The sequence below is a fragment of the Amycolatopsis sp. 2-15 genome (genome assembly GCF_030285625.1).
Classification (GTDB): Bacteria; Actinomycetota; Actinomycetes; order Mycobacteriales; family Pseudonocardiaceae; genus Amycolatopsis; species Amycolatopsis carbonis.
The window spans coordinates 7,990,368-8,015,613 of the sequence record NZ_CP127294.1; the positions used below are offsets into that span (position 1 = coordinate 7,990,368).

The following is a 25,246-nucleotide window of genomic DNA, read 5'->3' on the forward strand; positions in this document are numbered from 1 at the left end:
CCGCGTGCCCCGGTGGCAGCCGGCGACGACCTGGTGGATCGTCCAGCACACTAGGTGCGTGATCCATCGGATGTCTAGACCTACCCGGGGGAGGTGCGCTCGACTGTCCGTTCCCTGTCCGCCGCGGGAATCTGCGTTCGTGCCTGGTTGACGCCGTTCACTCGCACCCGGGTTTTCCGGTGCGACAAGGTCAGTCGTCCGATGGTTCTTGACCGATGCTGTCGTCGCGCCGAGCCGCGATCGCGGCGCTAGGATCCGCGAAGTGCTGACGGTGCTCGGGTGGCTCACGCTCGCGGTGTGGCTGGGACTGGCCTTCGGCCACGGCTGGTTCTGGCGGACGGACCAGCGGTTGCCGCCGTCGGCGCGCCCGGCCGAGTGGCCGTCGGTGGCGGTCGTGGTGCCGGCGCGCGACGAGGCGGCCGTGCTCCCGGCGACGTTGCCCGCCCTGCTCGCGCAACGGTATCCGGGCGAGGCGCGCGTGATCCTCGTCGACGACGACAGCACCGACGGCACCGGTGACCTCGCCCGGCGGCTCGGCGGCGTGCCCGACGCGTTACCACTGACCGTGGTCACGCCGGACCCGTTGCCGGCGGGCTGGACGGGCAAGCTGTGGGCGGTCGCTCGCGGCGTCGCGGAGGCGGGCGCGGTGGATTTCGTGCTGCTGACCGACGCGGACATCGAGCACGGCCCGGGTTCGCTCGAAACCCTCGTGGCGGCGTGCGGTGAGCACGACCTCGTGTCACAGATGGCCGTGCTGCGCACCGAAACGCCTTGGGAACGGCTGATCGGGCCGGCGTTCGTGTACTTCTTCGCGATGCTCTACCCGTTCCGGCGAGTGAACAACCCGCGCTCGCGAGTGGCCGCGGCTGCCGGCGGGTGCGTGCTCGTGCGCCGCCGCGCGCTCGAACGCGCGGGTGGTGTCGCGGCCGTCCGCGGCGCCGTGATCGACGACGTCGCCCTGGCCCGCGCGGTGTCCGCGGCGGGCGGGCGGACGTGGCTGGGGTTCGCGACGAACGTCCACAGTGTCCGGCCCTACCCGCGGCTGACCGATCTGTGGCAGATGATCGCGCGCACGGCGTACACGCAGTTGCGCCACTCACCGTTCGTGCTGGCGGGCACTGTCGTCGGTCTGGCCCTGGTGTTCCTCGCTCCCCCGGCGCTGACGTTCGCCGGCCCCTCGTGGCCGGCACTGGCCGCGTGGGTGCTGATGGCGGCGACGTTCGTGCCGATCGCGCGCTACTATCGGCAGTGGCCGGTGCTGGGCGTGCTGCTGCCGGTGACGGCGCTGCTGTACACGCTGATGACACTCGATTCGGCGCGCCGGCACTTCGCCGGCCGTGGTGCCGGGTGGAAGGGCCGGAACTACTCGTCCACTTAGGACGTCACGCGGTTCAGCGACCGGCCCAGGGTCCAGATCGAGGCGCCGAGCAGAACCACGTCCTTGAGCAGGAACTGACCGACCGGGGACAAGGCGGGAAAACCGCCCGCGGCCGCATCCCCGACGCCTGGCGTGGTGAGGAAAAAGCTGAGTGTGGTCAGGAAAATCAGGATGCCGAGCGCGCTGCCCACGGCGGACAGCCGCGGCGCCCACGGGCCGGCCGCGATGAGAACGGCGGCGGCGAACTCGACCGCGCCGAGGACGATCGCGAGGGACCGCGGATCCAGGACGCCGTTCAGCCAGCCCAGGAAAGGACTGTGCGAGACGTACTGCTGGATGCGCAGGGCTTCCGACGCGGTCAGCTTGAGGACCGCGATCCACGCGACGACCAGCACGAGCCCGTAGCGCACCACGAGCCCGCCCACGGCCTCGGTGCGCCCTCCCAGTGTGACCCGAGAAGCCACGAGCTCCCCTTTCGTCGTGATCGGATGTCCGGCCGACGGTAACCAAGATCAGCTCGCAGGCCGAGGTGGCGGAGCCTTACGAATCGCTGACGTGATCATGACCGTCCACATCGGACTGTTTGACAGCTCCCGGAATGGCGAGCCATGATGAACACCTGTTCATGAACATGTGTTCACAACGTTCGAGGAGGAGATCGTGACCGGGATCGTCAACACGGCGCAGGCGCAGGCGTGGAACGGCTACGAGGGTGGGCACTGGGCGGAGCACGCCGATCGCTACGACGCGGTGAACAGCGGGTTCAACGAGTTCCTGCTGGCCGCGGTGGGTCCGGGCGACGACGTGGTCGACCTCGGGTGCGGCACCGGGCAGCTGACGCGGCTCGCGGCGGCGCGGTCCGGGTCCGGCCGGGTGCTGGGCGTCGACCTGTCCGGGCCGATGCTGGCCACGGCGCGGGCCCGGAGCGCGGGGAACGTGGTGTTCGAGCAGGGTGACGTGCAGGTTTTCCCGTTCGCCGAGGGCTCGTTCGACGTCGCGCTGAGCCGGTTCGGGGTGATGTTCTACGCGGATCCGGTGGCGGCGTTCGCCCGGGTGCGCCACGCGCTGCGGCCGGGCGGGCAGCTCGCGTTCGTATGCCTGACCGAGCTCGCCGGGACCGATCTCGGGACGGTGTTCGGCGCGGTGGCGCCACTGCCTTCGGGCGCCGGGCCGACGTCGCTGGCCGATCCCGTGCACACGCGTTCGGTGCTGACCGACGCCGGATTCCGCGACGTCACGTGCACGCGCGTCGAGGCCGACCAGGTGTGGGGCCGCGACGTGGCCCACGCGGCGGAGTTCATCGCCGGCTGGGGCCCCGTCCGGCAGCACGGGCCGGGCGCCGAAGCCGCGCTGGTTGCGGCCTTGCGCCCGTTCGCCGAGCCCGGCGCCGTGCGGCTGCGGGGCGCGGCGTGGCTCGTCACCGCCGCGCGGTGAATACGATGGCCGTGATGTCACCGAGAACAGCAGCCGCCCTGCGCGACGGGGACCGCAGCCTGCGCGAGCACCTCATCGCGACGGCCGGCGCGCTCATGGCCGAGGAAGGCGCGGCGAAGCTGACGGTCCGCGCGATCGCCCGCCGCGCCGGCGTCGCGGACGGCGTGCTGTACAACCACTTCGCTGACAAGGAAGAACTCCTGGCGCACGCCCTGCGCGCCCACGTCCGCGGCGCCGAACGCGCTCTGGGCGACCTGCCCGTGGCCGGTGACGCCACGGTCGAGGCCAACCTCCGCGCACACCTCGCCTACGGGCTCGCCCTGCACCGCGCCATCCTGCCCACGTTCGCCGGTCTGCTCGCCCACCCGGTGGTCCTCACCCGCTTCGCGGCCCTCACCCCCACGAACACCGAATGGCGCGACCGCCTGCTGACCTACCTCCACGCCGAACGCGACCTCGGCCGCCTCTCCTCCACCGCTCATCTCGACGCCGCCGCGGCCCTGCTCGTCGGCGCCTGCCACGAGACGGTGTTCTCCGCCCTGGTCCCCCACGCGGGCCCGGCCCCGGCCCCCTCGCTCGACGACGTGGTGGCGACGGTGCTCGAAGGCATCGGCGCCTGAGAATCACCCCGCCGTAGCCACCAGGAGACTCGCCAGCTGAGCCAAGCGGGTGCGTTGCGCCTCGGTGAGACCGGCCGCGAGCGCTTCCAGCCGGCGCCCCACCGCCGCCTCGCCCTCGCGCGCCAGGGTGTGGCCGTCGGCGGTGCGCGCCACGAGCACCGCGCGGCCGTCGTGGGGGGCCGGGGTGCACTGGATCCAGGCCGCGGCGTTCGGCGCCGGTGACGAGGCCGTGGTGCTCGACTTGTCGAGCTCGAGGTGGCGCGCGAGTTCCTGCATGCCGGGCGTGCGGTCGCGCAGGATGCCGAGGAGGCGCAGCTGCACGAGCGACAGGCCGTGCTCGGCGGCGACGGGGGCGAGCTCGCCCTGGACCAGGAAGGACAGCCGCGCCAGGCCGTCGACGAGGCCCAGGTCCGATGGTTGCTCCATGCGCCCCGCTACGAAGAGCTCGAGACGCCCGAAGCCGGCGGCGGGCAGCTGCTCGCGGAGGTGCTCGCGGCCGGGCTGCACCCGCGCGTGCGGTCCGGCGCGGGCGGCACGCACTACACCGGTGACGGGCGGCTGCCGATGGTCCCGGGCGTCGACGGAGTGGGCCGGCTGCCCGACGGCAGGCGCGTGTACTTCGTCGCCGGCGACGACGGGCCGGGGACGATGGCCGAGCGCGCGGTGCTCGATCCGCGGCGGGCGGTGGAACTGCCCGAAGCGGCCGACGCGGTGGCGGTCGCCGCCGCGATGAACCCGGCGACGTCGTCGTGGGTGGCGTTGCGGCGGCGGGTCGATTTCGAGCCGGGGCAGAGCGTGCTGGTGCTCGGCGCGACGGGCGACGCCGGGCGGCTGGCCGTGGAGGTCGCGCGGCACCTGGGGGCGAGCGAGATCGTCGCGGTCGGGCGGGATCCGCGGCGGCTGGAGCTGATCACCGGGCTCGGTGCGACCCGCGTAGTTTCCACCGCCGACGCGGACAAGCTCACCGCGGACGTCGACGTCGTGCTCGACTACACGTGGGGCGCCCCGGCCGAGCTGGCCATGCGGGCGCTCGTCACCCACCGCACCGAGCGCAGCAAACCGCTGGCCTGGGTGCAGATGGGCTCCCCCGCCGGCGCCGACGTCACGCTGCCCTCGGCCCTGCTGCGCGCGGCGAACCTGCGGATCATGGGCAGTGGTCAGGGTTCGCTGACCACGGCCGGGATCGTCGCCGAACTGCCGGCACTGCTCGACGAGCTCGCCGCCGGCACCTTCGGTACCGCCGCGAAGGCCATCCCGCTCGCGGAGGTCGAGGACACCTGGACGGCACCGTCCGACCCCGGCGAGCGGATCGTCTTCACACCCTGAGCCCGCCGAGCTGGACACTGTGGACACTGACGGCACGGTGGACCGCACCCGGCTCGGCCCGGTCGAGGGCCGCGTCCAGCGTGAGCGCCGCGTCGATCAGCGCGAGGTGCGTGAAGGCCTGCGGGAAGTTGCCGATCTGCTCACCGGTCAGGGCGATCTCCTCGGAGTACAGCCCGACGTGGTTGGCGTAGGTCAGCATCTTCTCGAACGCCTGCCGCGCCTGGTCGAGGCGCCCGGCGCGGGCCAATGCGCCGACCCAGGTGAAGCTGCACAAGGAGAACGTGCCCTCGGAGCCGCGCAGGCCGTCGGGCGAGGCGCCGGGGTCGTAGCGGTAGACGAGGCTGTCGGTCACGAGTTCGGACTCCATCGCGTCCAAAGTGGACAGCCACATGGGGTCGCGCGGGGCGATGAAGCCGGCCATGGGCATACGCAGGAGCGAGGAGTCGAGCACGTCGGTGTCGTAGTGCTGCACGAAGGCCTTCCGCGTGGTGTTCCAGCCGCGGGCCATGATCTGCTCGTAGATGCGGTCGCGCGCGTCGCGCCAGCGGTCGACCTGCGCGGGGCGGCCGTGTTCGGACGCCAACCGGATGCCGCGGTCGAGGGCGACCCAGCACATCAGGCGCCCGTAGGTGAAGGCCTGGCGGCCGCCGCGTGTCTCCCAGATGCCCTCCTCGGGCTGGTCCCAGTGTTCGGTGACCCAGTCGAGCACGCCGGCCAGTCCCGCCCAGCCGCGGTGGGGCACGGTCAGCCCGGCGAGGTCGGCGACGTACAGGCTGTCGAGCGCTTCGCCGTAGATGTCGAGCTGCAGCTGCTCGGCCGCGCCGTTGCCGACTCGCACGGGACGCGAGCCGCGATAGCCGGACCAGTGCTCCAGCAGGTCTTCCTTCAAGTCGGACGAGCCGTCGATGCGGTACATGATGTTGAGCGGCCGGCCCTCCCCCGCGCCGCCCTCACGGATCCGCCGGCCCAGCCACGCACCGAACTGCTCGGCCTCCTCGACGAAACCGAGGCCCAGCAACGCATACACGGAGAACGACGCGTCGCGCACCCACGTGTAGCGGTAGTCCCAGTTGCGTTCGCCGCCCACCTGCTCCGGCAGCCCCATCGTCGGCGCGGCGACGAGCCCGCCGGTCGGCGCGTACGTCATCAGCTTCAACGTGATCGCCGCGCGCTCGACGATCTCGCGCCAGCGGCCGCGGTAGGTCGAGCGCGCGAGCCAGGACCGCCAGAACGCCACGGTCTCGTCGAACAGCCGCTCCACCTCGGCCACGCGAATCTCCCGCGGCCGGCCCTCGGCCGCCGACTCCAGCACCAGCCCGCGCACCTGCCCGGCGGTGAGGGTGACCGTGCCGCGCACGTCGCCGTCGTGGATCTGCGCCTCGGCCAGCCGCTCGTCGTCGGGCTCGCGCACCACGTGCAGCGTGAGCGCCACGTCGTCGGTCGAGAAGACCACGCCGCCCGCGCTCACGTCGACCGTGTGCGGCACCCGCCCGTAGCCGAACCGCGGCGCCACCTCCAGCTCGAACTTCATTCGCCCGCGCACACACCGCAGCAGCCGCACCAGCCGGTGGTTGTCCGTGGCGCGTTCGTCCAGCGGCGGCATGAAGTCGACGACCTCGCCCACGCCGTCGGCAGTGAAGAACCGTGTGATGAGCGCCGCGGTGTCCGGGTGGTACATCTGCTTCGTCTCGTACTCCGTGCCCACGGGGTGCACGCTGAACCGCCCGCCGCGCTCGTCGTCGAGCAACGCGCCGAACACGCTCGGCGAGTCGAAGCGCGGACAGCAGAACCAGTCGACGGACCCGTCGGTGGTGATCAGCGCCGCCGTCTGCAGGTCGCCCACCATCCCGTGATCGGCGATCGCGGTCTCGGTCATGGCCCGCCTCCCTCGGCCGGACACCGGGGGCCCGCCCGGTGCCAGCGTCCGGTGAGCGGGGCTCCGGCGGGTCATCCGCAACAGGTGATGCCGTCGCCGCCGCGGCTTCGCAAGGTGGGGCATCGAGGAGAGGGCCCCGATGGCCACGGGATCGAAGAGCGTCTCCGCTTCCGCCGTCGTGCTGCCGCTCGCGCTCGGGCAGTTCATCGCGAGCTACGCGGCGACGAACATGAACGTGGCGATCAGCACGATCGCCGACGACATCGGCACGTCGGTCATCAGTATCCAGACGGCGATCACGCTGTTCACGCTCACGATGGCCGCGCTGATGATCCCGGGCAGCAAGCTCACGGACTTCCTCGGCCGCAAGGTCTGTTTCATCGCGGGCCTCGTGATCTACGGCTCGGGCGCGCTGCTGGCGTCGTTCGCGCAGGGCATCGGGCTGCTGATCGTGGGGTACTCGCTGCTGGAGGGCATCGGGTCGGCGCTGCTGATCCCGCCGATCTACATCCTCATCACGGTGGTGTTCGAGGACGTGAGCGCCCGCGCCCGCAACTTCGGGATCGTGAGCGGGGCGGCGGGGCTCGGCGCGGCGGCGGGGCCGCTGCTGGGCGGCCTGATCACGAGCTACCTCGGCTGGCGGACGTCGTTCCTCTTCCAGGTGGCCGTGATCGTGCTGATCATCGTCCTCGCCCTGCGTATCGTCGACCCACCGCTGGCCGAGCGGCCGCCGCACTTCGACGTTTGGGGCGCGGTGCTGTCGGCGGCCGGGCTGTTCTTCGTGGTCTTCGGCGTGCTGCAGAGCTCCACCTACGGGTGGCTCAAGTCGCGGGAGGACTTCACGATCGGCGGCACGGTGGTGATCCCGACGGGCGGCATGTCGCCGGTGTGGATCTACGTCGCGATCGGGGCCGTGCTGCTGGCGATCTTCTTCCTGCACCTGCGGCGCGTGGAGCACGCGGGGCGCGCCCCGCTGTTCTCGCTGAAGATCTTCCGCAGCAAGGCCTCGAACCTCGGGCTGGTGACCCAGGTGCTGCAGTGGCTGGTCATGCAGGGCTCTTTCTTCGTGACGTCGGTGTTCCTGCAGCAGATCCGCGGCTTCAGCGCGATCGAGACGGGGCTGGTGCTCGTGCCCGCCACCATCGGCATCCTCGCCGCGTCGGCTCTCGCGGGACGGATGTCGCGGCGCCACTCGTTGCGCAGGCTGATCCGGGCCGGCTTCACCGCCACGACGCTGGGCCTGGTGCTGATGCTGCTGCTGGTGCGGGAGGACTCGAGCGTCTGGACGTTCACGCCCGGGCTGTTGCTGATGGGCATCGGGGTCGGCGTGATGCTGACGGCGTCGGTCAACCTCGTGCAGTCGAGCTCCCCGGAGGAGTTGCAGGGCGACATCTCGGGTGTCTCGCGCAGCGTGTCGAACCTCGGCTCGTCATTGGGCACCGCGCTGGTCGGCTCCGTGCTCGCCGGTGCGGCCGTCCCGGGCAACGGGCCGTTCGGCATCGCCCTGATCATGCTCGTGTGCCTCGGTCTCGTCGGTGTCGTCACGGCCCTGCTGATCCCGCGGCGCGCGCAGCGCTGAAGGTAAGGCCAGTCCCTCGATCGGACTTGAGCGGCGGCGCTGCACGGCCGTCACGATCACCCGCAACGCGACGCCCACCACCAGCAGGTCGGCGAGCATCTGCGCGGTGACCAGCAGGCGCGCGCCCTGGGTCAGGGGCGTGATGTCGCCGAACCCGACCGTCGCGAACACGGTGACCACGAAATACAGCGAATCGGTGCGGGTCAGCGGCGCGCCGAAGGTCTCGGGCCGGTTGTAGGCCAGCACGTAGTAGACGTTGGCGAACACCAGGAGGAACAGCGGCACCACGAGCGCGAGCGCCTGGATCCCCTGCAGCGCCGGGCGCGAGGAACGCAGGATCATCCGGGCCTCGACCACGACGAGGACCACGACCAGCATGACCCCGACGACCAGTCCGACGATCGTCCACGCGTCGAGCTGCCGATCCACCGGGAGCAGGTAGTACACCGCGACGAGCGTGGCCACCGTCAGCACGGGGCGCAGCACACCCGGGCCGAGCAACTGCCGCGCCTTCACCGCCCCGACTCGGCCTTGACCGCACCCGTCTTGATGGCCTTGGTCAACGCCGCGTGGTCCTTCTCGTTCTGGTCGGCGTAGTCGCGTGTGAACTCGGCGATCGCCTGGTCGAACGAGTCACTCGAGCCGACGTAGGCGCCGATCGCCACGCTGTCGCCGGTGCGGGCGTGGGCGCGCGCGAGCGTCCAAGCGCACAGCATGCCGTAGGTGCGCAGGTCGCGCGGGTCCATCGACTCGACGTTGGCCGAGCCCTTCCAGTCGCGCAGCTGGCGCAGGTAGAAGTCGCGCGGGCGGTCGTCGGCGCCGGTCACGTGGACCCAGCCGAGGAAGATGTCACTCACCGTCTGCATCAGCCGCTGACCCACGACCACGCGACGTCCCGCGTTGTCGTAGTCGCTGGGCCCCGCGAACTCCTCCAGCACCGACGGGCCGGCTTCCTTCGCCTGCAGGAACAACGGGTCGCGGTCGTCGTTGCCGAGCATGAGGACCATCCAGCACCGCGTGCCGACGCTGCCGACGCCCACGACCTTGTGCGCCATGTCCACGATCCGGTAGCGGTCCAGCAGCACGCGCCGCTCGGGTTCCAGCGTGGCGCGGTAGGCCTGCAGGATCGAGCCCAGCTGCTCGCGCACCTCGTCCGCGCCCGTCTTGGTGCGCGCCAGCTCGTCGAGGGGCAGCACGATCGGCGGGTCGGGCTTGATGCGCACCGTGCCTTCGGCGACCGACGTGAAGCGGCGCAGCGCGCCGAGGTTGTCGTGCGCTTGAGCCGAGGCCATGCCCTTCTCGATCATCCGGCGCCGGCGCCCGCGCAGGCGGTCGGCGTAGAGGGCCTTCACCTGATCGACGTCGGCATGGGCGTACCAGACGTCGAGCGCGGTGCGCTCGCCGAACTCCCGCATCGCCTCGCGGTACTGCGCGACCGTCCCGACCACCACGCCGCGGATTTGGCGAGCGGAGAACCCGTTGTCCCGGCTCGCGATCTCGAGGCTCGCCGCGAGGCGCTTCACGTCCCACTCCCACGGGCCGGGCAACGTCTCGTCGAAGTCGTTGATGTCGAACACGAGCTTGCGTTCCGGCGAGGCGAACACGCCGAAGTTCATCAGGTGCGCGTCGCCGCACGCCTGCACCCGAAGCCCGCTCACCGCCGTGCCGGAAAGGTCGCTCGCCATCGGCAGCGCGGCCCCGCGGAAGTAGGTGAACGGCGATACCGCCATGCGCCCGTAGCGAATCGGCAGCAGCTCCTTGACGCGCGTTGCGTCCTGGCGGGCGAGCAGTTCCAGTGGATCCGGGCGGCCGCGTTCTCGCGTGAACCCGGCGTGGCTCGACCGCGGAGCGGCCGCACGGGCCGCCTTGCCCCGGGCGATCCGGTCTTCCCGGGATTCGACCGGCGAACGTCGTGACGTGAGCACCATCGAGGCAGCTTCACCCGCCGGCGGGTGCCTTTCCTCCCCCGCACGGGGTGAGACGAGGCATCATCCGGACGGGGTGACGACACGGGGCCGCGCGCCCACGCAGAGTCGGCGCATGACCGGCCCTGCTCCGTCGCTCGCCCGGCGCGCGTGCGCGCTGGGCGCCCTCCTCGCACTGGCCGCCGCGATCGTCGTGGCGGTGCTCGCGGCGGTCCGCAACCCGGGGCAGCTGGTGCTCGCCGTGGTGCTGCTGGTGATCGCCACGATCGCGGCCTGGGCGGCACTGGTCCGCCACGGGATCGCGCGGATCGTGCTCGCCGTCGTGGCCGTCCTCGCGCTCGCCGCCGTCGCCCTGCTGCCGGACCTGCGCACGTTCGTGGTGCTGCCGCTGGTCCTCGGGCTGATGGTGCTCGCGGCGCTGGCCGCCCGGGTGGCGATCGGCCACGATCTGGCCCGCCGCGCCCGGGCCGACCGCGTCGGCCCGGCACGCCACGGCGTGCTGCTGATGAACCCCCGCTCCGGCGGCGGGAAGGTGGCGCAGTTCGACCTCGAACGCGAGGCACGCGAACGCGGCGTCACCCCCGTGGTGCTGCGCCGCGGCGACGACCTGCGGGCGCTCGCAGAAGAGGCGGCGAAGCACGCGGACGTGCTCGGGATGGCCGGCGGCGACGGCTCCCAGGCGCTGGTCGCCGACGTCGCGCGCCGCCACGGCCTGCCGTACGTCTGTGTGCCCGCCGGCACGCGCAACCACTTCGCCCTCGACCTCGGACTCGACCGTGACAACGTGACCGCCGCCCTCGACGCGTACGGCGAAGCGGCCGAGCACCGCATCGACCTCGCGCTGATCGGCGACCGGGTGTTCGTGAACAACGCCTCGCTCGGCGTCTACGCCACGGTGGTCCAGTCGCCGGGCTACCGCGACGCCAAAGTGTCGACGGTCGCCGGGCAGCTGCCGCAGCTGCTGGGCCCCGAGTCCGAGCACTTCGACCTCCAGTACCGCGTGCCCGGCGACGACGACCGTCCGCCGGCCGACATCGTGCTGGTGTCCAACGGCGCCTACCGCCTCGACCGCCTCAGCGGCTTCGGCTCGCGCGAACGGCTCGACAGCGGCTCGCTCGGCATCGTCACCGTGAGCGTCGACCGGGCGCGCGACCTTCCGGCGCTGGTCACCGCGGAGCTCACCGGCCAGCTCGCCCGCTACCCCGGCTACCGGGCGTGGCAGGCCGAAGAGTTCGTAGTGACCTCGGGACAGTCCCTTGTGGACATCGGGGTCGACGGTGAGGCGCTTCAGCTGGAACCGCCGCTGCGGTTCCGCACGCTGCCCGGCGCGCTGCGCGTCCGCGTGCCGCTGGACGCGCCCGGCGTCGCCCCCGCCGCGGCCACGCCCCAGGGCATGGGCGAGGCGGTGCGCGTGCTGCTCCGGGTGCTCGCCGGACGGCCGGCCCGCTGACGTCCGGAATGGACGGTTTCATCCGCACGGGGCGAAGCGCCCGCGAGCCACGCCGTCGAAGATGTCCGCGGCCAGGAGAAGGGATCCGACCATGAGCGATCACGCTGTGCGCCCGGCCGCACCCGCGCAGGAGTCCGCCGACGAGGAGTCCGGCTGGGCCCGCTGGATCTTCTTCGGTGCCACGATGATGCTCCTGCTCGGGAGCTTCACCCTGGTCGAAGGGCTCACGGCGCTGCTCGACCCGCAGTACTACGCCGTGACCCCGCACGGCACCCTGCTGTTCGACCTCACCGGCTGGGGCTGGGTGCACCTGGTGCTCGGCGTGGCCGCGGTGGTCACGGGGCTCGGGCTGTTCACACGGGCGAGCTGGGCGCGCTACCCCGGTATCGTGATCGCCGGGCTCAGCGCGTTGGCGCACCTGACTTTCCTGCCCGCCGCGCCGTTCTGGGCGCTGGTCGTGCTCACCCTCGACGTGCTCGTCATCTGGGCGCTGGTCGCACATGCCCCCGACGCACTCCGCCCCCGCAACAGCCGCCGCTGAACCGGCGACGCACCCTCGCGGCGCGCTGATCGCGTGGGCCTGGGGCCTCGCGCGGCGCCACCTTTCGCACGAGCTGCCGCGAAGATGGGAGCACGTGCGGGGAGTCGCGAAGTGCGGGCGGCAGATCGGGCCGAGCCTGCTGCCCGCCGACGAGGTGGAGCTGCTCGTGGCGGCCGCGCTGTTGCACGACATCGGCTACGCGTCCGGGCTCGTCGTGTGCGGCTACCACCCGCTCGACGGCGCCCGGTTCCTCGCCGCGGTGTCGGCACCGCCCCGGCTGGTGAACCTCGTGGCCCAGCACTCGGCCGCCGAACTCATCGCCGGAGAACGCGGGTTCGCGACCGACCTCGCCCGCTACCCCGACGAGCACTCCCCGTTGCGCGACGCCCTGTGGTTCTGCGACATGCGCACGAACCCGGACGGCCGCCCGACGGACTTCGCCGAGCGCATCGCCGGCATCCGCGCCCGCCACGGTCCCGGGTCACCCCTCGTGCGCGCGCTCGACGCCGGCGCACACACCGCCCGGCACGACGCGGTGCGGCGCACCGAACTGCGCCTCGGTGCCGCGGCGGTGCGGCGGCGGGTCTCACCCCGCAGGGGCGAGGCGGATGCGGCCGTGCGGGGCGACGGTGGCGACGGCGCAGCCCGCGAACCCGACAGGAGAGCACGATGACGACGCTGACGGTGTGGAAGTTCGACAGCCCCGACGGAGCCGACAACGCGGTGGACACGCTCCGGAGCCTGGCCAAGCAGGAACTGATCTCGATCCACGACGCGGCCACCGTGTCGTGGAAACCCGACGCCAAGAAGCCGAAGACCCGCCAGCTGCGCAACCTCACCGCCGGCGGCGCGATGAGCGGGATGTTCTGGGGCATGCTGTTCGGCCTGATCTTCCTGATGCCGCTCATCGGCGCCGCCATCGGCGCGGCCACCGGGGCGCTCGCCGGCTCGCTGACCGACGTCGGCATCGACGACGACTTCATCAAGTCCGTGCGCGACAAGATCACGCCCGGCACCTCGGCCCTGTTCCTGATGTCCAGCGACGCGGTGGTCGACAAGGTGAAGGCCGCGATCGAGGCCGGCGGCCACAAGCCGGAGCTGCTGCAGTCCAACCTGTCCGCGGAGCAGGAAGCCGCGCTGCGGGAAATGATCTCGAGCTGAGCGGGCCGGGCCGGTCATGTCGGACAGCACGGACCACCTCATCGAGCCGACCGCGGACGAGCGGGCCGAGCTGGAACAACTGCGGCTCGAGGTCGCCCGGCTGCGGGCCACCCGCGAACGCCGCCGGGTCGGCTGGCGGCCGATCGTGTCCACGATCCTCATCGTGCTCGGCTGCATCCTGGCCCCGCTCGCGCTCGCGTCGGTGTGGGTGCACAACCAGATCTCCGACACCGACCGGTTCACCGCCACGATGAGCCCGCTGATCCGCGACCCGGCGGTGCAGGCCGCCGTGACCGACCGGGTCACCGAGACGATCTTCACGAACGTCAACGTGAAGGCCATCGCGACCGACGCCGTCGGCGCGCTCGCCGCCCAGGGCGTCCCGCCGGCCGTCACCGACCGGCTGGAGGCCCTGACCGGCCCGCTGGCGTCGGGCGTGCAGAGCTTCGTGCACGGCCGCGTCGCGAACCTCGTGGCGAGTGACCAGATCGCGCAGACGTGGGACCGCGTGATCCGCGTGGCCCACACGCAGGCGGTGGCCGTGCTCGACGGATCGGCCTCGGCCATCGCGATCCAGGGCGACAAGGTCGTGCTCGACCTGGCGCCGTTCATCGACGTCGCGAAGCAGCAGCTCGCCTCCGACGGGCTCACCATCGTGAACCGCATCCCCGAGGTCCACCCGACGATCGCGGTCGCCGACGCGGCCGGCCTGGTGCAGGCCCGGTCCTGGTACACCGCCTCGGACCGGCTCGCGACGTGGCTGCCGTGGATCGCGATCGTGCTGCTCGCCGCGGGCGTCTACATCGCGCAGCACAAACGGCGGGCGCTCATCGGCGCCGCGCTCGGGTTCGCCTTCAGCATGCTGGTGCTCGCCATCGGGCTCGCGATAGGGCGCACCATCGTCGTCGACGCGGTCCCGAGCCGCTCGGCGGCGCCGGTCTCGGCGGCGTTCGACATCGTGCTGCGGTTCTTGCGCGACGGTCTGAGAACCCTGTTCGCGGTCGGGATCGTGGTGGCGATCGGCGCGTTCCTCGCCGGTCCTTCGTCGACCGCGGTGCACATCCGCCAGGGTGTGGTCAAGGGACTGACGTGGCTGCGCTCGCGCAGCGGCCTGCGCGCCACCGGCCTCGGCAAGTGGGTGCACTCCTACCGCGTGGCCCTGCGCGCCGGTGCCGTCGCGATCGCCGTGCTCGTGTTCCTGTTCCTCGACCGGCCGAGCGGGCTCGCGGTGCTGCTGATCGCCCTCGTGCTGCTGGTGGTCCTCGCCGTGATCCAGTTCCTCGACGCCCCCGGCGACCGGCCGGCGGCGACCGGCTGAAGGGGGACGCCGTGGACGACGAGCCCGACCGCGTCGGCGCGGTGCTGGGGCTGAGCGCGGTGGCGCTCAAGGCCGGCTGGTGGGCGTCGACGCCCCTGCGGCGGGCGGGCTGGGCCGTGCTGACGACCGCCGTGCCCGAGGACGTGGCGCGCCGCGCGGTGCGGGACGTGGTGACCGCGACCGCCGCGATCGTGCTCGACGCGGTCGACCTGCCGAAGCTTCTCAGCGAGCACGTGGACCTCGACGCGGTGCTGGCCGAGGTCGACGTGGCGGGCGTGGTGTCCACACTGGACTTCGGTGACCTCGTGGCTGCGATGGACCTGCCCGAGGTCGTGCGACAGTCGAGCGGGACCGTTGCGGGGGAAGCGATCCGGGGCGTACGCGGGGCCGGGGTGAACGCCGACGACGCCGTGGCCCGGGTCGTCGGCCGGGTGCTGCGGCGCCGTGGTGACCGGCCCGCCTGAGGGGCCGGCGGGCATCGTCACGCGCCTGGTCGCCGCGCTGATCGACGCGGCCGTGACCGGGCTGATCACGGTCGGCGGCTACTTCGCGGTGGTGGCGGCACTGTTCGCGGCCTCGCCGCTCTCGTTCCGGTGGCCCGCGGCACCGCCGGCACTGGCCGGGGGCCTCGCCGCGGCCGTCGCGATCGGGTACCTCACCGTCGGCTGGGCCACGATCGGCCGCAGCTACGGCGCCGCGCTGCTCGGCCTCCGCGTCCTGGGCCGCGGCCGGCGCCTGGGCTGGGCGCGCGCCGCGGTGCGGGCGGTGTTCTGCGTGGTCCTCCCGATCGGGCTGCTGTGGGTGATCGTCAGCCCCCACCGCCGGTCCTTGCAGGACGTCGTCCTCCGGACGACGGTCGTCTACGACTGGCAGACCGACGGCGGAGCGTTCGTGTCCACAAAGGACGCCGTATAGGTCGTTATACGATCAGGTGGCCGGAAGCTGCCACTCGCCGGTCACGGCGCGTCGCGCGCCCCGGACTTCGCTCGCGTGAGTACGACGAGCGGAGGCAGCGATGGGCAACCGGGTGGTGCTGACCTACGAGCCGGTCGCGTTCGACCGGCTCGCGGAGGAAATCCGCGGGATCCAGCGTGAGCTCGCGGCGGTCGTCGAGGAGGCGGAGTCCGACGACGGCCTGGTTTTCGTGAAGGTGGACGCGCGCGGCGACGTGGTGGAGCTCGACCTCGACCCGCGGATCTACCGCACCCACGACTCGGCGGCACTGGCGCGCACGATTGCCGAGACCTGCCGCGCGGCGCGGGCCAAGGCCGACGCGCGTCCGTTCGAGCTGACCAGGAGCCAGCTCTCGCTCCCCCACTGACCCGGGAATCGAAGGGAGACCACGAAAAATGGCAACCGACTCCGACGGCGCGCACCTCGACGGCGATGGGCGCGAGTTTCCTCGCCGGCTTCGCCCCCGGCGCGCAGCGGCTGAGCGAGCAGGCCGCCCGGATCGCGCGGGGGGGGGGTGAAGGCCCTCGCCGACGCCGGGCACGCTGCGGTGGCGGACTACGAAGCCGCGGACACCGCCGGGCGCGACGCGTTCGGGCAGGAGTGAGCCGTGGCCATCCCCGAACCGAACAACGAGCTGTATGCCGCTGTCAGGCAGGTCGCGAACGTGTGGCCTCCCGATGACGAGGACGCCGTCACCGAGCTCGCGCAAGACTGGCGCAAGGCAGGCAAACTGGCCGGCCAGGCCGGGACCGAGCTGGCCGAGCAGCGCCAGGCGGCCGAGCGCGCCTGGCGTGACCAGGCGGGCAAGGCGATGGGCCAGAGCGTGGCCGGGCACGCGATCACGCTGCAGCAGCAGCACGCCGAACAGGTGGCCCAGCTCGGCGACCGCTACGCGCAGGCGCTCAAGGATGTCAAAACGGCCATCGTGACCACGATCGCGATCAAGCTGCCGGAATACCTGTACTGGGACAACCCGAAGTCGGCGCCGCCGGGAAGGCCAGGCAGCAGGCGCTGGTGGTCAAACTCGCCCGGGCCCTGCAGGCGCTCGTCGCGGCCAAGACGAAAGACCTGCAGGCGCCACCCCCGGCACCCGACACCGACACGCTCGCGGGCAAGGCGGCCGACCTCTTTTCCATGGCGGGCCTGGGCCGGCATCGGCAGCGACGCCACCAGCTTGCTGCCCGGGGGACGAGCAGTGGGCGAAGTGGCCGATGAGACGTTCGAAGTGACGAAGTCCGCCGTCGCCAACAGCGCCGTCGACACCGTGCTGCAAGTCCCCACGGCCATCGACCTGTCCAGCAACGACGACAGAGTCGACACGCTCAAGGACGCCGCGGGCGACGTGGGGCTCGCCAAGGGCCTCTACCAGGAGGGCCCCGGGATCTTCCGCATGCTGCACCGCTGAGGGGGCGGCGGCTGCGCACCGAATGTGACACACGACACTCCCGGGCACCGACGGTTTTCGCCGCGGCGGCGAGTCTTGATGCGGACCGATTTCCCTCACCACCCGGGAGTGTCCGATGTCTTTCCAGACTGCCGTCGTCACCGGAGCCGGCCGTGGGTTCGGGCGCGCGATCGCCGTCGCGCTCGTCGCCGCCGGCACGCACGTCGTCGGGATCGCGCGCACCGAAGAAGATCTGCGCGCCGTCCGCGACGACGCCGGCGAACTCTTCACGCCCCTGGCCGCCGACGCGACCGACGAAACGCTGGCCGCGGCCGTGCTCCGCGACTACCGGCCCGACCTGCTCGTGCTCAACGCCGGCGCCACGCCGCACATGGCGCCGGTGCAGGAGCAGACCTGGGAAACCTTCAGCCGCAACTGGCACACCGACACGCGGCACGTCTTCGAGTGGACGCGCGCGGCGTTGCGCGAGCCGCTCGCGCCCGGCGGCGTGGTCGTGTCGATGTCGAGCGGTGCGGCGCTGGCCGGGTCTCCGCTCAGCGGTGGTTACGCGAGCGCCAAGGCCGCGGTCCGCTACCTGCGCGGCTACGCGGCCGGCGAAGCCGAGCGCGCCGGGCTCGGCCTGCGTTTCCTGACGCTGCTCCCCCAGCTCACGCCGACGGCCGGCGTGGGTTCCGCCGGCGTCACCGCCTACGCGGCGCGCCAGGGCGTGGCCCGCGACGCGTTCATCGAGGGCCTGCAGCCGGTGCTCACCCCGGAGCAGGTGGCCAAGGCCGTGCTGGACCTGGCGGCCGACGAGACCGCCGCGCCGGAGCACGTGGTCGGCGGCGCCGGCGTGCGCCCACTGCCGTGAGCAGCCTCTACAGTGGACTCCTGCGCACCACGGGAGAACCCATGCCGTCGAACGCCGAGTTCAGCGCGCTGACCGAGCCGTTCCGGCCGGAGCTGCTCGCGCACTGCTACCGGCTGCTGGGCTCGATCCACGACGCCGAGGACCTCGTGCAGGAGACGTACCTGCGGGCGTGGCGCGGCTTCGGCGGGTTCGAGGGCCGGTCGTCGATGCGGCGCTGGCTGTACAAGATCGCCACCACCGCCTGTCTGACGGCGCTGGCGACCCGGGCCCGGCGGCCCCTTCCATCGGGCCTGGGCGCGCCGGCCGACGACCACCGGGTGCCCGTGGCCTCGCGGGAGCCCGCGGTCGCGTGGCTCCAGCCGGCTCCCGAGTTCGGCGCCGGCGACCCGGCGGTGGCCGCTGCCGCGCGGGCGGGGGTGCGGCTCGCGTTCATCGCCGCGCTGCAGCTGCTGCCCGCGCGGCAGCGGGCCGTGCTGACGTTGCGCGACGTGCTGGCCTTCCCCACGGCCGAGGTCGCGGAGCTGCTCGACACGACCACGGCGGCCGTCGACAGCGCCCTGCGCCGCGCGCGGACCCACCTCGCCGAGGCCGGACCGATCGAGGACGAGATGACCGAACCGACCGGCGAGACCGACCGGGCGCTGCTCGAGAACTACGTGGACGCGTTCACGCGCGCCGACGCCGAAGCGCTGGTCCGCCTGCTGCGCGCCGATGTCGAGCTCGAGATGCCGCCGATCCCGACGTGGTTCACCGGCCGGGACGCGGTCACGGGTTTCCTCGCGGCGCGCGTGCTGCGCCCAGGCCGCTGGCGGATGACGCCCACGCGTGCCAACGGCCAGCCCGCCCTCGTCGTGCACCACCGCACCGGCGACGGGCGCGACGAGCCGTACGGCGTGCAGGTCCTGACCGTGCGCGGCGGGCGCATCGCGCGGATCACCTCGTTCAACGACCCGGCGCTGGTGCCGGTGTTCGCTCCCTCGTCCCGGTGACCCGGCCGGTCCGCCCACGGCGGGCGGACCGGCCGGGGTGTCACGCGGTGGGCAGCTCGTCGAACTCGACGATCTGGCGCACCTCGACCTCGATCTCGTCGTCGAAGAGCGCCGCGTAGGTCTTCGCGTACTCCACGGCCTCCTCGCGGTTCGCGAAGTTCAGCAGTGCGAAGCCCCCGATGACCTCCTTGGCCTCGGTGAACGGGCCGTCGGTGGCCTTGATGGCGCCGCCGCGCGTCTTGCGCACGAGCGCGCCCTTCTCCGACGGGTGGACGCCTTCGGCCGTGATCAGGATGCCCTTCTCCGCCGAGTCCTGGATGAACTCGCCCATCTTCGCGATGAACTCCTGGCTGGGGTTCCACGACGAGTGCGTCTCCGACAGCCGGTGCATCATGAGAAACCGCATGTCCGCTCCTTTGTCCCTGGGCCGGGATCCGGATTCTCCCCGGAAGCGCTGACCGGCCCACACCGACGCGTCGAACGGCCCCGCGCACGATTCGACAAACCGATCGGGAAGATTTTCGACGACATGATTTCGACGACCTGGTTTTCGACGACCTGGTTTTCGACGACCAGGCGGCCGGGGACCAGCCGAGCGCGGTCCCCGGCCCCGAGCGTCACGAAACCGCAGGTACGCGCAGGTCGATCCCGCTCGTTTCGCGGCCGGTCACCACGGGCACGGACCGCGGGTACTCCAGCGGCCCCTGGCTGCCGTGCCACCACTCGATCCGCACGTCCTGCGTGGCCAGCCCGGGCAGGGTGTACTGGCCGGCGGAGGTCACGAGCCCGTCGGGACCGGCCGGGTCACCCGTGCGGGCGTTGTAGGCGTTCACGGCGACCCACTGCATCGGCAGCGTCGCGTCGAGCACCTTCCCGGTGATCTTGCCCGCCGGCTTCAGCGCGGCGTCGAGCGTGGTCGCGGCACCCGCGGTGACGGGCACGGGCCGGGCCGAGAACCGGTCGGACGCGCCGCCGGACCACTGCCACGCGTGGGCGCCGGTCATGTCGGGGAACTGCACGCGCCAGTCGTAGGGCCCGAGTCCGCCGATCGTGTACCGGCCCTCGGTGTAGGTGCACTGCACGCCCCACGGGTGGTTGTCACCCGACCACGCGGCCGTGACTCCCGGGCAGACCTCGGAGACCGGCGCGCCCGTCGCGGCGTCGGTGACCTTGCCGGTGATCGAGCCCGCCGCGTCGAACTTCACGCGCACGTCGGTCGTCTGCCCGGGCTTGATCTCGAACCAGGTCGCCTTCTCGACGTCGCCCGTGCCGCCCCGCGCGCCGACCCATTGGCTGCCGTGCACGCCGTCGCCGCCCGCGACGTTTCCGGGCACCGCGAAGAACCGGTACTTGCCCGGCCACAGGAAGTCGAGGTCGAGCTTGCCCGTGCCGAAGGCGCACGACATGTTGTCCGGTGAAACCGACCCGTGCTGGGTCGGGTCGACGATCGCCAGGCAGGCGTCGCCGACCGGAGCGCCGGTGGCGGCGTCGGCGAAGCTGACGGACAGTTTCGCCCGCTTCAGCAGCTTCGACGCGAGCTCGGTCGTCTCGTCGGCAAGGACGTCGGCGTTGAGCACGTCGTCGAGGTGACCCTCGGCGCCGATGCGAAACTGGTAGGTGCCGGCGCGCAGCACGGGGAAGCGCACCTTGCCCGCCGAGTCCGCGCACGCGTTGGCCCACTGGCCCACCCCGCTCGCGGACACGCAGGCACCCGGCAGCGGCCGGTGGCTCGCGTCGTCGGTCACGGTGAGCTCGGCCGAACCCGTCGGCAGCGCCGTCTCGTCGACGACGGTGTCCGCACCGGCGGTCACCTCGACGAGCTTCGCCTGGTACGGATCGGTCTGCCCCGGGTACCACTGCTCGGCGTTTTCGGGCCAGTAGTAACGCCGTTTGTACTTGCCCGTCTTCACGTGGTCGAAGCGGTACCCGCCGTCGGCACCGGTGACCGTGCGGGCGACGTCGTTGCCGTTCGGGTCGGCGAGCTGCACGGCGGCGCCGGCGACCGGCCGGCCGGGACCGCGTACGAACGTGCCGGCAAGGCCGCCGTATTCGTACGGCACCAAGGCGACCGGCACGGTGCCCGGCGAGGTCACCGGGTCGGTGACCAACGTGTCGTACTCGGTGGCCATGACCTCGAGCGTGTACTGGCCCGGCTGCAGCGAAACGTCGTAGTGGCCCGTGTCGTCGGTGCCGGCCCCCGTGATCCCGGCACCGCTGCTGTCGTGCACCTGCACCCACGCACCGCGCACCGGAGCACCGGTCCTGGCGTCGGTCACGACGCCGTCGATCCCGTTCTCCGACGCGACCGCGGGCGCGGCCGTCCCCACCAGTACCAGTGCCGCACTCACCACCGCGAGCACCAGTGATCTTCGTCTGTGCACGATTTCCCCTCCGTGAACGTTCGGTCGCTTTCCTCACGCACGACCGGTCCGGTCGGTGCTTCCCCGGCCGGGCGAACTTCGCCGACGCACCGGAGGGGTCCCCGGTGGGCGAGACGCCTACCTCTACGATTCGGCGGGTGACCACCTACGACGACACCTTCGACCATCTCGACGCCTCGTCCCTGCCGCTTCGCCAGCAGCAGATCCTGGTCACGATCCGGGACTGGGTGGTCCGCCACGGGTACGCGCCGAGCAGCCGCGAGATCGGCGAGGCCGTGGGGCTGCGGTCGTCCTCATCGGTGTCGAAGCACCTGGCGAGCCTGGAGGACAAGGGTTACCTGCGACGCAGCAGCTCGATGTCGCGGCCGATCGACGTGCGCGCGTTCCTCGGCACGGCCGAGCCACAGCAGGGTGAGGACTCCGTGGCGGTGCCGGTCGTCGGCCACATCGCCGCCGGCACGCCGATCTCGGCCGAGGAGCACCTCGACGAGATGCTGCAGCTGCCGCGCGGGCTCACCGGCCGCGGCAACGTCTTCGGCCTGCGGGTGCGCGGCGACTCGATGATCGACGCCGCGATCTGCGACGGCGACATCGTGGTGGTGCGCCAGCAGTCGGAGGCGCACTCCGGCCAGATCGTCGCCGCGATGATCGACGAAGAGGCGACCGTGAAGGTCTACCGGCGCCGCAACGGCCACGTGTACCTCGAACCCCGCAACCCGGCCTACGACGTGATCGACGGTGACCGGGCCGTGGTGCTGGGCGCGGTCGTGTCCGTGCTGCGCAGCATGTGAGTCAGCGCATGAACAGGCCGCCGTTGATGTCGAAGGTGGCCCCGGTGATGTACCCGGTGTTCTCGCCGCAGAGGTAGGCGACGAGGTCCGCGACCTCCCCGGCCCGCCCGAACCGGCCCACGGGGATCGCGGCCTCGGCGGCTTCGAGCTGTCCGGCGTCCATCTCGTCCATCACCGGCGTCCGCGTGGCCGCCGGGGCGACGGCGTTCACCGTGACGCCCGAGGCGGCGAGCTCCTTCGCGAACACCTTGGTGAGCACCAGGACCCCCGCCTTCGACGACGCGTAGTGCGCCCCCGCGACCAGCCCGCCCTGCTGCCCGGCCAGTGACGCGAGGTTGACCACGCGGCCCCACCCGCGCTCGCGCATCGCCGGCGCGAGCTCACGCGTGAGCAGGAAAACGCCGCGCAGGTTGGTCGCCAGCACGTCGTCCCACTCGGTCACCTCGATGTCCCACACCGACCGGCTCTGGGTGCGGGCCGCGTTGTTCACCAAGATCTCGGGCGTGCCGAACTCCCGCCGCACCTGCTCGGCGACGGACCGCACGGCCGCGGGATCGCGGACGTCGACGGCGAAGGCGCGCGCGGTGGTGCCGGAGGCGTCGAGCTCCCGTGCCTTCGCGGCCGCGCTGTCCGCGGCCACGTCGAGCAGCGCGACGCGATGGCCGAGCTCGTGCAGCCGCTCCGCGACGGCGGCCCCGATCCCGCGCCCGGCCCCGGTCACGACGGCGATCCTGCGAGTGTCCACTGTGTCCTCTCGGTCCTCTCGTCGTCGGCGTCGCGCACCCATGGGCGCCGGAGGACACCATCATGCCCGACCCACCACGGCGCCGGGTCAGGCCGGCAGTCCCCACGGAGTGCTCGGTCCGTTCGGAGCCACGGGGCGCACCGCGAAGTCCGGCCGGTCGCCCGCGCGGTACACGAAGGCGTCCTCGCCGTGGGCGAGGTCGACCTCCACGTCGCCGTTGGGCAGGGTGCGCCAATGCTTCGCGCGGCCCCGTGCGTCGGTGACCACGAGGGCGCCGTCGATGCCCGGGCGCAGGACGCAGGGGGCACCGGCTTCGCTGTGAACCTTCAGCCAGCGCGTTTTGCCCCCTTCGCGGGCGGCACTGAGCAGGAACGCGCCCTCGGTGCGGAAGTCGCGCACGGAAATGTCCCCCCACGTCGCGGGGACGGCGGGGAACAGCCGCACGACACCGCCCCAGCTCTGCACCAGCATGTCCTGCATCGACTTCACCGCCGAGAGCGGCGTCTCGATCACCGGGCCCGACTCCTCGTACATCGTGTTGGGCTTGATGAACCGGTTCTGCAATTGGTCGAGGTAGGCCGCCGCTTGGTCACCGCGTCGCATCGACGCCGAGATCGACGCCGCACCGGTGAAGGTGTAGCCCTGCAGCGCACCCTCGAAGCCGACCCAGTGCGCCAGTGACTTCTCGATGAGCGCGCGGTTCTCCGGCTGCTCCCAGGTGATCTCGTACAGCGGGTAGACCTGCAGCAGGTGCGAGTAGTGCCGGTGCGACTTCGCCAACGGCACGCCGGCGCCGATGAGGTAGCCGGTCTCGTCCACGGCGTAGGGCGCGAGCGTCGCCAGCACCTGTTGCCAGCGCGGCACGAGCGGGTCGGCGACGCGCAGCTCGCGCGCCGCGTCGAGCAGGGTGCGGCAGCCCCAGCGCACGAGGGCGAGGTCGTAGGTGCAGTCGGGGGCGTTCACGCCGTACTCGGGAGAGAACGTGGGCGGCAGGTGCAGCTTGCCGTCCGGGCCCGGCGCGAGGAAGTGCAGGTAGTAGTTGATCGCCTTGCGCAGCAAGGGGAACAGCGTGTCGCGCAGCAGGCGGCGGTCCAGCGTGTGCCGGTAGGACAGCCACACGTTGTGCAGCGCCCACGTGAGATCGCCGACCTCCGGGGTCGGGGTGTCTTGGCCGGGCACGCCCACGGGGAAGCCGCTGTTCGCGTCGGAGACGCCGTTGAGCAGCGTCATGTCGGTGGTGCGCGGGATGCCGGCGGAGTCGCTCCGGTACGGCGCGCCGAGCTGGCTCGACAGGTGCGCGCGGTACTGGTCCAGCGCCCGGCTCACGGCGTCGAGCTCGAGGTGGTTGGAGCCGTGGATGAGCCAGTACTCGAGCTGCACGTTGAGGTTCCACCACGTGGCCGGCCACGGCGTGTTCTCCAGCCACGGGCCCGACGTCGCCATCACCGGTGCCTCGCGCCGCGCGGCCGAGGCGAGCTTGTACAGCTGGATCCAGTAGAAGCTCTGCAGCCGGGTGTCCGGAATGGACACGAAGCTGCGCCGGTAGTAGTCGTGCCACCAGCGGCGGTGCTCGCGGGTGAGCGGGCCGAACTCGGCCGCCGTCCGCACGGACCGCAGGGCCCGCGCGGTGGAGGTCCGCTCGGGGTGTGACCAGGCGACCGACGCGTAGAGCGTCCGCGCGCCGCCGCGGGTGACCTCCCGCCAGGCGGTGACGTGCTCACCGCCCGCGAGCAGCGGCTGCTCGGCGACGTGGCTGTCGCCGACGGTGCGGACCGTCGCCGGCGGGTTCGCGACGTAGCCCTCGGGCGAGGCCTTCTTCCAGACGGGATCGGCGCGCGGGCTCACGGCCTCGGCCGGGTGGAAGACCCAGCGGAACCCGTGTTCGCCCGCGGTCGGGCGCACCTCGACGGCGAGCACCGGCTGTCCGGTGTGGACGATCGCGCGCAGCGCGAGGCTGCCCGCGGCCGTGGTGATCGTGCCGGTGAGCTCGGCGTTCCCCAGGTCCAGACGCCAGTCGACGCCGGTGATCGCGCCGACGGGTTCGAGCGTGAAGTACCCGATCGGCAGCCGGGCGAGGCCGAACAGCGAGCCGTACTGCGGCCGGTGGTCCTGCACCTCGGTGTGCTGCACGGTGAAGCGCACGGCGTTCTGGCCCGGCTCGGCGTAAATACCGGATCCGAGGAAACCGTTACCGAGGAACGGCCCTTCCGTCCACGCGGCCGGCATCCGCCGCCACCGCAGGTCCGCGGTGGCGAGGAAGGCGGTCCAGTCGAAGTCGTCGCCGCCGGGCGGCGGGTGGCTCGCGGCCGAGGCGACGGCCGGGCCCAGCCCCGCCGCGCTCGCCGCGATCCCGGCGAGCGCGCCGCCGAGGACTGTTCTGCGGGAGACGTCCATGTCTGCGACCTCCAGAAGATGGCGGCGGCGATCGACTTAAACATAGGATGTCTGATATTCGTTGTCGAGACCTCTGCGCAAGTTCGTGACAAGCCAACCCGACTCGAGCACCATGACCTCCAAGAACAG

25 protein-coding genes and 1 pseudogene are annotated in these 25,246 nt (G+C 72.1%); 17 read left to right on the top strand and 9 right to left on the bottom strand.

Annotated features, from left to right (window positions below; translation table 11 throughout):
* Window positions 1-262: 262 nt before the first annotated feature.
* The gene (locus QRX50_RS39560) at window positions 263-1,378 is read left to right on the top strand and encodes a glycosyltransferase (protein WP_285968188.1); all 1,116 of its coding nucleotides are present in this window, start codon (window positions 263-265) and stop codon (window positions 1,376-1,378) included.
* Here QRX50_RS39560 and QRX50_RS39565 read toward each other — a convergent pair.
* The gene (locus QRX50_RS39565; RefSeq protein WP_285968189.1) at window positions 1,375-1,842 is read right to left on the bottom strand and encodes a YkgB family protein; all 468 of its coding nucleotides are present in this window, start codon (window positions 1,840-1,842) and stop codon (window positions 1,375-1,377) included. The two genes, QRX50_RS39560 and QRX50_RS39565, sit on opposite strands and share 4 nt — an antisense overlap.
* 196 nt (window positions 1,843-2,038) lie before the next feature.
* Between QRX50_RS39565 and QRX50_RS39570 the strand changes: the two genes are divergently transcribed.
* Both QRX50_RS39570 and QRX50_RS39575 read left to right on the top strand, forming a co-directional pair.
* On the top strand, window positions 2,039-2,812 hold the full coding sequence (locus tag QRX50_RS39570; RefSeq protein ID WP_285968190.1) for a class I SAM-dependent methyltransferase: 774 nt from the start codon (window positions 2,039-2,041) through the stop codon (window positions 2,810-2,812).
* 14 nt (window positions 2,813-2,826) lie between these two features.
* Window positions 2,827-3,432 (top strand): TetR/AcrR family transcriptional regulator, encoded by a 606-nt coding sequence (locus QRX50_RS39575; protein ID WP_285968191.1) that lies wholly within the window; start codon window positions 2,827-2,829, stop codon window positions 3,430-3,432.
* 3 nt (window positions 3,433-3,435) lie between these two features.
* Here QRX50_RS39575 and QRX50_RS39580 read toward each other — a convergent pair whose 3' ends face one another.
* The gene (locus QRX50_RS39580) at window positions 3,436-3,858 is read right to left on the bottom strand and encodes a MarR family winged helix-turn-helix transcriptional regulator (protein WP_285968192.1); all 423 of its coding nucleotides are present in this window, start codon (window positions 3,856-3,858) and stop codon (window positions 3,436-3,438) included.
* On the opposite strand from QRX50_RS39580, the gene QRX50_RS39585 reads away from it, so the two are divergent.
* Window positions 3,850-4,758: a quinone oxidoreductase family protein gene (locus QRX50_RS39585; protein WP_285968193.1), complete on the top strand. Its 909-nt coding sequence runs from the start codon at window positions 3,850-3,852 to the stop codon at window positions 4,756-4,758. The two genes, QRX50_RS39580 and QRX50_RS39585, sit on opposite strands and share 9 nt — an antisense overlap.
* Here QRX50_RS39585 and QRX50_RS39590 read toward each other — a convergent pair.
* The gene (locus QRX50_RS39590; RefSeq protein ID WP_285968194.1) at window positions 4,748-6,634 is read right to left on the bottom strand and encodes a glycoside hydrolase family 15 protein; all 1,887 of its coding nucleotides are present in this window, start codon (window positions 6,632-6,634) and stop codon (window positions 4,748-4,750) included. The two genes, QRX50_RS39585 and QRX50_RS39590, sit on opposite strands and share 11 nt — an antisense overlap.
* A gap of 139 nt (window positions 6,635-6,773) precedes the next feature.
* Between QRX50_RS39590 and QRX50_RS39595 the strand changes: the two genes are divergently transcribed.
* Window positions 6,774-8,213, top strand: a complete 1,440-nt coding sequence (locus QRX50_RS39595; protein ID WP_285968195.1) for an MFS transporter — start codon at window positions 6,774-6,776, stop codon at window positions 8,211-8,213.
* A gap of 99 nt (window positions 8,214-8,312) precedes the next feature.
* On the opposite strand, the pseudogene QRX50_RS39600 reads toward QRX50_RS39595, so the two are convergent.
* Together QRX50_RS39600 and QRX50_RS39605 are read right to left on the bottom strand one after the other, a co-directional pair.
* A pseudogene (locus QRX50_RS39600) lies at window positions 8,313-8,591 on the bottom strand (potassium channel family protein); the annotation flags it as partial.
* Window positions 8,592-8,725: 134 nt separating this feature from the next.
* Entirely contained in the window at window positions 8,726-10,141 is a 1,416-nt protein-coding gene (locus QRX50_RS39605) for a DUF2252 domain-containing protein (protein ID WP_285968196.1), read from the bottom strand.
* A gap of 112 nt (window positions 10,142-10,253) precedes the next feature.
* Between QRX50_RS39605 and QRX50_RS39610 the strand changes: the two genes are divergently transcribed.
* The 11 genes from QRX50_RS39610 to QRX50_RS39660 all read left to right on the top strand — a co-directional run bounded on the left by QRX50_RS39610 (window position 10,254) and on the right by QRX50_RS39660 (window position 18,806).
* Window positions 10,254-11,588 (top strand): diacylglycerol/lipid kinase family protein, encoded by a 1,335-nt coding sequence (locus tag QRX50_RS39610; protein ID WP_285968197.1) that lies wholly within the window; start codon window positions 10,254-10,256, stop codon window positions 11,586-11,588.
* Window positions 11,589-11,679: 91 nt separating this feature from the next.
* Entirely contained in the window at window positions 11,680-12,129 is a 450-nt protein-coding gene (locus QRX50_RS39615; protein ID WP_285968198.1) for a DUF7144 family membrane protein, read from the top strand.
* Window positions 12,089-12,802, top strand: coding sequence for an HD domain-containing protein (locus QRX50_RS39620; protein ID WP_285968199.1), 714 nt, complete (start codon window positions 12,089-12,091; stop codon window positions 12,800-12,802). The genes QRX50_RS39615 and QRX50_RS39620 overlap by 41 nt, the downstream gene beginning before the upstream one ends.
* Window positions 12,799-13,290: a DUF1269 domain-containing protein gene (locus QRX50_RS39625; RefSeq protein ID WP_285968200.1), complete on the top strand. Its 492-nt coding sequence runs from the start codon at window positions 12,799-12,801 to the stop codon at window positions 13,288-13,290. The genes QRX50_RS39620 and QRX50_RS39625 overlap by 4 nt, the downstream gene beginning before the upstream one ends.
* Window positions 13,291-13,306: 16 nt before the next feature.
* Window positions 13,307-14,608, top strand: coding sequence for a hypothetical protein (locus QRX50_RS39630; protein WP_285968201.1), 1,302 nt, complete (start codon window positions 13,307-13,309; stop codon window positions 14,606-14,608).
* A gap of 11 nt (window positions 14,609-14,619) precedes the next feature.
* Window positions 14,620-15,072: a hypothetical protein gene (locus QRX50_RS39635; protein WP_285968202.1), complete on the top strand. Its 453-nt coding sequence runs from the start codon at window positions 14,620-14,622 to the stop codon at window positions 15,070-15,072.
* Window positions 15,056-15,523, top strand: a complete 468-nt coding sequence (locus tag QRX50_RS39640) for an RDD family protein (protein WP_285968203.1) — start codon at window positions 15,056-15,058, stop codon at window positions 15,521-15,523. The genes QRX50_RS39635 and QRX50_RS39640 overlap by 17 nt, the downstream gene beginning before the upstream one ends.
* 100 nt (window positions 15,524-15,623) lie before the next feature.
* Window positions 15,624-15,929, top strand: coding sequence for a YbaB/EbfC family nucleoid-associated protein (locus QRX50_RS39645; protein WP_285968204.1), 306 nt, complete (start codon window positions 15,624-15,626; stop codon window positions 15,927-15,929).
* 240 nt (window positions 15,930-16,169) lie between these two features.
* Window positions 16,170-16,967 (top strand): WXG100-like domain-containing protein, encoded by a 798-nt coding sequence (locus QRX50_RS39650; RefSeq protein ID WP_285968205.1) that lies wholly within the window; start codon window positions 16,170-16,172, stop codon window positions 16,965-16,967.
* Window positions 16,968-17,082: 115 nt separating this feature from the next.
* Window positions 17,083-17,817, top strand: a complete 735-nt coding sequence (locus tag QRX50_RS39655; protein WP_285968206.1) for an SDR family oxidoreductase — start codon at window positions 17,083-17,085, stop codon at window positions 17,815-17,817.
* Window positions 17,814-18,806, top strand: a complete 993-nt coding sequence (locus tag QRX50_RS39660) for an RNA polymerase subunit sigma-70 (RefSeq protein WP_353074046.1) — start codon at window positions 17,814-17,816, stop codon at window positions 18,804-18,806. Before QRX50_RS39655 ends, QRX50_RS39660 begins: the two co-directional genes overlap by 4 nt.
* A gap of 40 nt (window positions 18,807-18,846) precedes the next feature.
* Here the strand turns inward: QRX50_RS39660 and QRX50_RS39665 are convergent, their stop codons facing one another.
* Window positions 18,847-19,212: a YciI family protein gene (locus QRX50_RS39665; protein WP_285968207.1), complete on the bottom strand. Its 366-nt coding sequence runs from the start codon at window positions 19,210-19,212 to the stop codon at window positions 18,847-18,849.
* Window positions 19,213-19,423: 211 nt separating this feature from the next.
* On the bottom strand, window positions 19,424-21,187 hold the full coding sequence (locus QRX50_RS39670; protein ID WP_285968208.1) for a carboxypeptidase regulatory-like domain-containing protein: 1,764 nt from the start codon (window positions 21,185-21,187) through the stop codon (window positions 19,424-19,426).
* A 137-nt stretch (window positions 21,188-21,324) separates the two neighbouring features.
* On the opposite strand from QRX50_RS39670, the gene lexA reads away from it, so the two are divergent.
* Window positions 21,325-21,978, top strand: coding sequence for a transcriptional repressor LexA (gene lexA / locus QRX50_RS39675; RefSeq protein WP_285968209.1), 654 nt, complete (start codon window positions 21,325-21,327; stop codon window positions 21,976-21,978).
* Window position 21,979: 1 nt separating this feature from the next.
* Here lexA and QRX50_RS39680 read toward each other — a convergent pair whose 3' ends face one another.
* Both QRX50_RS39680 and QRX50_RS39685 read right to left on the bottom strand, forming a co-directional pair.
* Window positions 21,980-22,723: an SDR family NAD(P)-dependent oxidoreductase gene (locus tag QRX50_RS39680; protein WP_285968210.1), complete on the bottom strand. Its 744-nt coding sequence runs from the start codon at window positions 22,721-22,723 to the stop codon at window positions 21,980-21,982.
* A gap of 87 nt (window positions 22,724-22,810) precedes the next feature.
* Window positions 22,811-25,117, bottom strand: coding sequence for a glycosyl hydrolase family 95 catalytic domain-containing protein (locus QRX50_RS39685; protein WP_285968211.1), 2,307 nt, complete (start codon window positions 25,115-25,117; stop codon window positions 22,811-22,813).
* Window positions 25,118-25,246: the final 129 nt, after the last annotated feature.

Excerpts from the sequence above, each read along its gene's own strand:
- QRX50_RS39580 (WP_285968192.1), bottom strand. The coding sequence starts at position 3,858 with ATGGAGCAACCATCGGACCTGGGCCTCGTCGACGGCCTGGCGCGGCTG.
- QRX50_RS39595 (WP_285968195.1), top strand. The coding sequence starts at position 6,774 with ATGGCCACGGGATCGAAGAGCGTCTCCGCTTCCGCCGTCGTGCTGCCG.
- QRX50_RS39590 (WP_285968194.1), bottom strand. The coding sequence starts at position 6,634 with ATGACCGAGACCGCGATCGCCGATCACGGGATGGTGGGCGACCTGCAG.
- QRX50_RS39665 (WP_285968207.1), bottom strand. The coding sequence starts at position 19,212 with ATGCGGTTTCTCATGATGCACCGGCTGTCGGAGACGCACTCGTCGTGG.
- QRX50_RS39645 (WP_285968204.1), top strand. The coding sequence starts at position 15,624 with ATGGGCAACCGGGTGGTGCTGACCTACGAGCCGGTCGCGTTCGACCGG.
- QRX50_RS39605 (WP_285968196.1), bottom strand. The coding sequence starts at position 10,141 with ATGGTGCTCACGTCACGACGTTCGCCGGTCGAATCCCGGGAAGACCGG.
- QRX50_RS39685 (WP_285968211.1), bottom strand. The coding sequence starts at position 25,117 with ATGGACGTCTCCCGCAGAACAGTCCTCGGCGGCGCGCTCGCCGGGATC.
- QRX50_RS39615 (WP_285968198.1), top strand. The coding sequence starts at position 11,680 with ATGAGCGATCACGCTGTGCGCCCGGCCGCACCCGCGCAGGAGTCCGCC.
- QRX50_RS39620 (WP_285968199.1), top strand. The coding sequence starts at position 12,089 with ATGCCCCCGACGCACTCCGCCCCCGCAACAGCCGCCGCTGAACCGGCG.
- QRX50_RS39610 (WP_285968197.1), top strand. The coding sequence starts at position 10,254 with ATGACCGGCCCTGCTCCGTCGCTCGCCCGGCGCGCGTGCGCGCTGGGC.
- QRX50_RS39625 (WP_285968200.1), top strand. The coding sequence starts at position 12,799 with ATGACGACGCTGACGGTGTGGAAGTTCGACAGCCCCGACGGAGCCGAC.
- QRX50_RS39655 (WP_285968206.1), top strand. The coding sequence starts at position 17,083 with ATGTCTTTCCAGACTGCCGTCGTCACCGGAGCCGGCCGTGGGTTCGGG.
- QRX50_RS39630 (WP_285968201.1), top strand. The coding sequence starts at position 13,307 with ATGTCGGACAGCACGGACCACCTCATCGAGCCGACCGCGGACGAGCGG.
- QRX50_RS39575 (WP_285968191.1), top strand. The coding sequence starts at position 2,827 with ATGTCACCGAGAACAGCAGCCGCCCTGCGCGACGGGGACCGCAGCCTG.